6 protein-coding genes are annotated in these 7259 nt (G+C 45.4%); 4 read left to right on the forward strand and 2 right to left on the reverse strand.

Features of this window, described 5'->3' with window-relative positions; all coding sequences use genetic code 11:
• The first annotated feature begins 57 nt into the window (after positions 1 to 57).
• From WG943_RS06775 to WG943_RS06785, 3 genes are all read left to right on the forward strand, one after another.
• On the forward strand, positions 58 to 2418 hold the full coding sequence (locus tag WG943_RS06775; RefSeq protein ID WP_340407681.1) for a TonB-dependent receptor: 2361 nt from the start codon (positions 58 to 60) through the stop codon (positions 2416 to 2418).
• 131 nt (positions 2419 to 2549) lie between these two features.
• The gene (locus WG943_RS06780; protein WP_340407682.1) at positions 2550 to 3326 is read left to right on the forward strand and encodes a phosphatase PAP2 family protein; all 777 of its coding nucleotides are present in this window, start codon (positions 2550 to 2552) and stop codon (positions 3324 to 3326) included.
• Positions 3327 to 3332: 6 nt separating this feature from the next.
• Positions 3333 to 4397, forward strand: a complete 1065-nt coding sequence (locus WG943_RS06785) for an MJ1255/VC2487 family glycosyltransferase (RefSeq protein ID WP_340407684.1) — start codon at positions 3333 to 3335, stop codon at positions 4395 to 4397.
• 69 nt (positions 4398 to 4466) lie between these two features.
• On the opposite strand, the gene WG943_RS06790 is transcribed toward WG943_RS06785, so the two are convergent.
• Positions 4467 to 5327, reverse strand: coding sequence for a bestrophin family protein (locus WG943_RS06790; protein ID WP_340407685.1), 861 nt, complete (start codon positions 5325 to 5327; stop codon positions 4467 to 4469).
• 302 nt (positions 5328 to 5629) lie between these two features.
• Positions 5630 to 6382 carry an EcsC family protein gene (locus WG943_RS06795; protein ID WP_340407686.1) on the reverse strand — a complete coding sequence of 251 codons (753 nt, stop codon included), beginning with the start codon at positions 6380 to 6382 and terminating at the stop codon, positions 5630 to 5632.
• Between the two features lie 220 nt (positions 6383 to 6602).
• Here WG943_RS06795 and WG943_RS06800 point away from each other — a divergent pair, with 220 nt between their 5' ends.
• A complete protein-coding gene (locus WG943_RS06800; protein WP_340407688.1) occupies positions 6603 to 7139 on the forward strand; it encodes a YceI family protein in 537 nt (178 codons plus the stop codon).
• Positions 7140 to 7259: the final 120 nt, after the last annotated feature.

The raw sequence follows: 7259 nt of genomic DNA on the forward strand, positions 1-7259 counted from the left end.
TCTAAATAGATTCTAATATTGCAGTGTCAATTATTTAAAATTAATCTAAATTAATATATGCGAAAGATTTTACTACTGCTCATGCTACTGGTGCTGGCTAAGTTAACTTATGCTCAAAGTAATTCAGCGAAGCTTGTGGGTACTGTAACTGACTCTACAGGTGGCGCAGTCGAATATGCAACTGTGGCACTTCTGAACACAACAAAAGGCGCTACATCAGATGCTAAGGGTAATTTTACGGTTACTGGTTTACAGGCTGGCAGGTATACAGTAGTGGTGTCGGCTATTGGCTACCAAACCACAAGGCAGGTGGTAGAGGTGCAGGACAGGGAGGAAAGAGAGCTTTCTGTTGCGCTTCAGGATGCCGGAAGTATGCTGAACGAGGTGGTAATTACATCCCGTAAACGTGACCAGCGCAAAGAGAATCTCACTTCTTCTATCACCTCTGTAAACTCTCAACTGCTACAAGAGCAACAGCAGGTAAGCAACAACCCAATTGATATCTTGGCTGTAACAGTGCCAGGTATGGGCCACGCCTCCGGAACAAGCAGTAACTGGGGCCAGACTTTGAGAGGTCGCCAGGTATTGGTAATGGTGGATGGGGTACCGCAGTCTACGCCGTTGCGCAATGGCTCTGTAGATGTTAGAACCATTGATCCACACGTGCTGCAGGGCATCGAGGTATTAAAAGGTGCTACCTCAATTTATGGTAATGGTGCTGCGGGCGGTGTGATCAACTACATCACAAAAGATGCCGACGCGATAAAGAAATTCTCTTCTAAGACTCAACTGGCTTCTACAGGTTCTTTAACCAACACGAAAGAAAGTTTAGGTGGCCGCCTGCACCAATCGTTCTATGGCAAGGCAGGTAAGTTAGGTTATATTGTAAGTGGCGGTTACGAGCAGACAGGTGTAGCCAGAGATGCAGACGGCGACATTATTGGCCCGATCTACGGCATGAGCAACCTTGAGAACCGTAATGCTTTTGGCAAACTGAGCTACGACATCACTTCAAAGCAGCGCATACAGCTTAGCTACAACTACTTTGGCAGCCAGGTAAAAACGCACCTGAGTGAGGTAATGGGAAGTATAAAAGAAGATCGTAAAACCACAGCTGTGCCTGGTACAGTGATGGGCTCACCAGAAGGTACACGCTGGAACCACAATGGTTTACTGAAGTACTCTTACGATAGCCTTTTCCTGAACACAAACGTGAATGTAAGCGCCTATGTACAGGACATCAGCACCGTATTTGTGTACAGCCCAACATTTGAAGGCGGTGGTCAGTCTACAATCCAGTCCTCTAAAAAAGGCCTGCGCTTCGATTTGAACACACCATTTGGTTTTGGCAGCAATGTAAACGGTGATCTGATCTACGGTCTTGACCTGCTGAACGACGTAACATCTCAGCCTTTACTGGATGGCAGAACATGGGTACCGAAGATGGATATGGTAAGCACGGCGCCGTTCCTGCAACTACAGGCTAAGTTCTTTAATGACCTTGTGTTTAACGGCGGTGTTCGTTTCGAAAACATTAACATAGGCGTGCCAGATTATACTACGCTTAAGCCTTACAATAACAACACGAAGACCTTTGGCAACAGTATGGATGTAAAAGGCGGAGAGCTGCAGTACAATAACCTGGTGTTTAACAGCGGCCTGAAGTATAACCGTTTCGATGTGTTTAAGCCATTCGTTAATTTCTCGCAGGGTTTCTCTGTGGCAGATTTGGGTGTGCTGCTTCGTAGAGCAACAGTAAACGACATTGCGCTTATCCAGACAGAGGCTGTAGTTGTGAACAACTACGAAGTAGGCTTTGCCAGCGAGAACCGTATTTACAGAGTAGAGGCAGCAGCATACATCAGCCAGTCTGACCTGGGTTCGAGCTTTATGGAACAGAACGGCTTTTACAACATCATCCGCCTGCCGGAGCGCGTGCATGGTTTTGAGGTTGCAGCAGACGTTAACCCAACCCGCGACTTAACAGTAGGGGCTACTTACTCTTATGTAGAAGGTAAACGCGACGTGAACGATAACGGTAGTTTTGATGATACAGAAGATACATACCTGGGCGGAGAGCGAATTTCTGCGCCGAAGTATACAGCCTATGTGCGCTATACTCCAATCAAAAGCCTAAGCCTACGAGCTGATCTAATTGGTTCTGGTGAAAGAGATCGTTTTACAGTGCAGGAGGCAACTGGGCTTTACAAAACCTATGAAGGCAGGATTAGCCCATACAGCATCGTGAACTTTGCCGCCTCTTATAGAATGTCGCCTTCTACTACTTTTAACCTGGGTGTGGAGAATGTGCTGAATGCAGATTACTTTCCGGCACGTTCGCAGTTCCTGATGTTCGACCAGTACTACATTAAAGGCCGCGGTGCTAGCTTTACACTTGGTTTAACAGTGGAGATATAATATCAAAAATGCCCGCTTAGTTTTGCTTAGGCCATCCCGGTTAATCTGGGGTGGCCTTTTTTTATGGTATGCTCTTTCAGAGTAGGAGAGTTTGATGTAATTTACTCACTTTAAGTTACCTTTTTAATTTTGTGAAGAACCACTACCGAAAGAATAAAACAGCTATACGCTTTGCTCTTACTGCTTGGCTGCTGCTAATGCTGCTGGTCTGGCTGCTGCCGGTGGCCTTCTGCGGTTACCTGAACGATGACGCAGATACCAGTTTTTGGTATTTTCTGTCGGAGTCGGGAGGGGTTTATGGCACTACTATACTTGCTCTTATACTTTGCAGTGTGGCCGCCTTTCAGCAGAACAGTGCCTGGCATAAAATACGGGCTTTTGTAGCAGGTTTTGGTTTTCTGCTGATAACCTTAGGCGGAATAGCTGCCTTAAATGAGTACGTTATCAAACCGATTACACAGGTGCCGAGGCCAAGCCACTTGTACCTGCTCACCGAAGCAAACCAGCTGCCACAGTTTTATGGGCAAAGTATAACCGAACGTCAAATATACTTACAAAACTATATCCAGCTGAACCCGGAGAAGTATGCTTACATTTCGCCGCTGGTGTTGGCGCATTGGGTGCAAGAGTGTGGTTACTCGTTTCCATCGGGGCACTCCCAGAATGCTTTTTTGCTGGGCACGATGCTGGCCATCTGGCTTGGTTTGCAATTGCCACGGCGCAAGCAAGTGTGGCTTATACTTCCGTTGGGCTGGGCTATGCTGGTATGTATGTCTAGGGTGGCGCTGGGGGTGCACTCTGAGCTGGATGTAAGTCTTGGGGCTGGCTTCGGCTTGCTGATGGCTTACCTGCTTTCGCTGACGGGCATTATGCACCGCGTTTTTAAAATCACTCAACCTGAAAATTAAACTTATATGAAAATATTATACGGTGTGCCCGGAGAGGGCATGGGCCACGCCACGCGCAGTAAAGTAATCATTACGCACCTACTGGAGCAGGGGCACGATGTGCAGGCCGTTTCTAGTGCCAGGGCTTACCATTTTCTTAGTAAGGCATTTCCAGGACGGGTGCACGAAATAAAAGGCTTCCATCTGGCTTACCGCAACGCGGCAGTCTCCAAACTGGGCACAGCCATACTTACGCTTAAAACCGGACCTGAAAACCTGCGCCTGAACTTTGAGCGTTACCGCCAGTTGTTGGGTAGCTTTAAGCCGGAAGTGGTTATATCAGACTTCGAGTCGTTTACCTATTTCTTTGCTAAGCATCACCGCCTGCCTATCATCAGTATAGACAACATGCAGGTAATGAGCCGCTGTACGTTGGATATTGTGGTGCCAAAAGAGGAGAGGGCCAACTTTAGTATAGCCAGGAACATTGTAAAGTCTAAAGTGCCGCGCTCCGACCACTATCTTATCTCATCTTTTTTTGATGCCCCGGTTTGCAAAGAGCGCACTACCGTTGTGCCCCCCATCATCCGAAAAGAGATATTGGAGGCCAAGCCAAGTATAGGAGAGCATATTTTAGTATACCAAACCAGTACCAGCCAGAATAACCTAGTAAACATACTGCAGCAGTTGCCGCAGGAGAAGTTTTTAGTGTATGGCTTTAACAAAGATGAAGATCATGGAAACGTGCAGCTAAAAGCCTTTAGCGAGGATGGCTTTATACATGACCTGGCAACGGCAAAAGCGGTAATGGCGAACGGTGGTTTTTCGTTGCTGAGTGAGGCGGTTTACCTGCGCAAGCCGATCTGCTCCATTCCTATTGTTAACCAGTTTGAGCAATACCTGAATGCTGCTTATGTAGAAAAAATGGGCTACGGCCGCAACTTCTTCAGCTTTACTCCGGACGGTATCAAAGCCTTTATTTATGATTTGCCATACTTTAGGGAGAAGCTACAGGAGTATGAGCAGGAAGGTAATCAGGCTTTATTTGCTGAGATAGAGAAGCAACTGGAGGCAGTAACGGAGCAGGTTTAATATTTATACTTACTAACAAAGCAACAGGGCCAGGTTATGTTTATAACCTGGCCCTGTTGCTTTACTTCCTCAGCTTAGCAGCTCGGCTACGTGCTTGCGAATGTTGTGGCATATCTGGTCGGTAGGCAGGTCGTTTGCGTCGGTGCCAAAGGGGTTCTCAATTTCTTCGGCAATCAATTCTAGGCTGGCCAGGGCATAAAGTATAAGCACTACCACCGGAATAATAAAATAACCCAAGCTAAACGACCAGCCAAAAGGCAGCGTCATCACATAAAAGAAAATGAATTTTTTAATGAACACACTATAGGTAAAAGGTATGGGTGTGTTTTTGATGCGTTCGCAGGCGCCGGTATGGTCGGTAAGGGCGTGCGCATCGGCGCTTAGGGCAAGCATTTGGGAGGTGGTAAGAGAGCCGTTCTCGTGCAGGGTGTTTACTCGCGCATAAATAGCCGCCGCAATCTGGTTAGGTAAATGGCGGCCACGCTTCAGGTCCAGCACTGGGTCTAGTTCCGAGAAGTTCTCGTTTTCGCGCAGCAGGTTTTTAAGGGCAAATGCAAAATTTGGGATCATCAGCCTGAAAAATCGTTTATCCTCCTCGGACTGTACCATGGCGTTAACTTTAATGGCCATGTTGCGGGATGTATTAGTTAGTCCGCCCCATACTTTGCGGCCTTCCCACCAGCGGTCGTAGGCGGTGTTAGTCCGGAACACAAGCAGCAGCGAAATTACAAAGCCAAGCACACCGTGCATCATACCAAAGTTCCGGATGTACTGCGAGTCCTCTGTGCTCAGGTAGTTTAGCTCTACATAGGCAACGGCTCCGGAATAAACACTCACAGCCAGCATCAGAGGTAGCAGCTTCCTAAACGTATCAGCCTTCGAAATCCTGAAAATAAAGACAAACCAATCCTTTGGGTTATAGTTAATCACGGTAGTAGGTTGTATGAGTAAGGGTGCTTATACTTTACAGGCTATCATAAAAGGGTAAAGTATAGCTAAGCATTATTTTGTGCGGCAAGATACAAAATTTTAAAAGTAGGGGAGGATGAAAGGAAATCCGAAATACATCTACACGAATTCTGTGCTGGTGCTAGCTTACTTATTGTATACTCTCCGCTTATAAAGTATAACGTTGATCAGAAGCTGAATACAGACAGGTCATTTTACAAGTATGGGCTTTAAGCTCGCATAAACTAAAGGGATACTCTGTACAGAAAGTACAAGCGTATACTTTACAATTTTTGGGAAGCAGAGGTTATTAATTGCTGTTCTCTCCAGCGCATGCGGTAAGCGTTCATGGCGGTGTTTCCGAGCTTCTTTACTAGCCTGTAGTTTACCACAGCTCCCACGGGTGCCCCGATCAAGGGAATTAACTGGGCCATTTTAGCAAGATCTATATAATCGCGGTACTCCTGCTGGAAAGCATGCCAGTTAAATTCGTTAATATCATCGGGCAGGTGTTCTTTTTGAGATTCCCAATCCGCCATTTGCAGGTATACTTCACGGCGGTGCTCATGGCTGCTAAATGCCAGTTGAAAAATGTGGAGCAGGTATACGCGTTCACGGTAATCAGATGCATCAAAACCATAGATGGCAGCAATCTCGAAAAGCAATTTAAGCTTCAGGCTAAGCAATATTGGGAAGTCTGCCAAGCCAAGAAGTATGCCACCTGCCCCTGTAACGCCACCCTCGGCAGCAGCGGCACTTTGGTAAAATATTATCCGGTCCATCACCATTAACTCACGCTGCTGCAAACTTAGCCCTTCCAAAGGCTTTGTTGTAACTAAACCTGCACCAAAAAGCATGGCGCGCGTCATTTGTTTAATTGTAGCGGTGATGGCAGCGTGTACTTTGTTAGGTATATAACTATTTATTTTATACTGCAGCTTGCGGGCAACCGCATTTACAAACGAAGGATTGCGCTGCATTTCTGCCTGCCACAGCCTTAGCTCGTTAAAAACCATTAAGTTATAATTTGTAGTCATTCTTAAATCTGTTTTTGTTAGCTACATCCTAAGGTAAAAAATATACATGAAACTTGTTTAGTAAATTTAATGTATATACATTTGATGTATGTACTTTTAAATTGTGATGTGAGAAATTAAATTAAACATGAAGTATATCTATACTTTAGAAATTTCTACACTCAAGATTTTAACGAGGCATAGACTAAATCAGTAACATAAAACATTAAACTATAAACCTATGGCAAGCACAAAATGGTCGATAGACCCAGCACACAGCGAGATACAATTTAAGGTAAAACACCTGATGATCACAACTGTAACAGGTTATTTTCAGAAGTTTGACCTGGAAGTAGAGGCAGAGGAGGAAGACTTCACAAAAGCAACTAAAATCGTTTTCACAGCTGACGTTGACTCTATTAACACAAACAACGAGCAACGCGATACACACCTTAAATCGGCAGATTTTTTTGACGCTGCAAACCACGAGCAGCTAAGATTTGAGGGAAAAAATTTGGAGAAAGCATCAGACGATGAGTATAAGCTGAACGGAGATTTAACTATCCGTGGCACTACTAAACCGGTTACAGTAAACGTAGAGTTTGGCGGCATTGTAGTAGACCCATACGGACAGACAAAAGCAGGCTTTACTGTAAGCGGTAAAATCAACCGTAAAGATTATGGTTTAACCTGGAGCGCCGTTACAGAGGCTGGTAGCGTAGTAGTAAGCGACGAGATAAAGCTACATGCCGAGATACAGCTGGTAAAGCAGGCGTAATAAGTGCCAACGACAAAAGAACTTTAGATAGAGGATAAAAGACTTCTGGAGCATAAGATCTTGAAGTACCTGTTATTGGGTCGCATTTTATACTTTAGGCTGGTTTTGTCCTTATTATAT

Source organism: Pontibacter sp. H249 (genome assembly GCF_037892465.1).
Classification (GTDB): domain Bacteria; phylum Bacteroidota; class Bacteroidia; order Cytophagales; family Hymenobacteraceae; genus Pontibacter.

Coding starts and splice junctions, on each gene's coding strand:
- WG943_RS06785 (WP_340407684.1), top strand. CDS start 3,333: ATGAAAATATTATACGGTGTGCCCGGAGAGGGCATGGGCCACGCCACG.
- WG943_RS06795 (WP_340407686.1), bottom strand. CDS start 6,382: ATGACTACAAATTATAACTTAATGGTTTTTAACGAGCTAAGGCTGTGG.
- WG943_RS06800 (WP_340407688.1), top strand. CDS start 6,603: ATGGCAAGCACAAAATGGTCGATAGACCCAGCACACAGCGAGATACAA.
- WG943_RS06775 (WP_340407681.1), top strand. CDS start 58: ATGCGAAAGATTTTACTACTGCTCATGCTACTGGTGCTGGCTAAGTTA.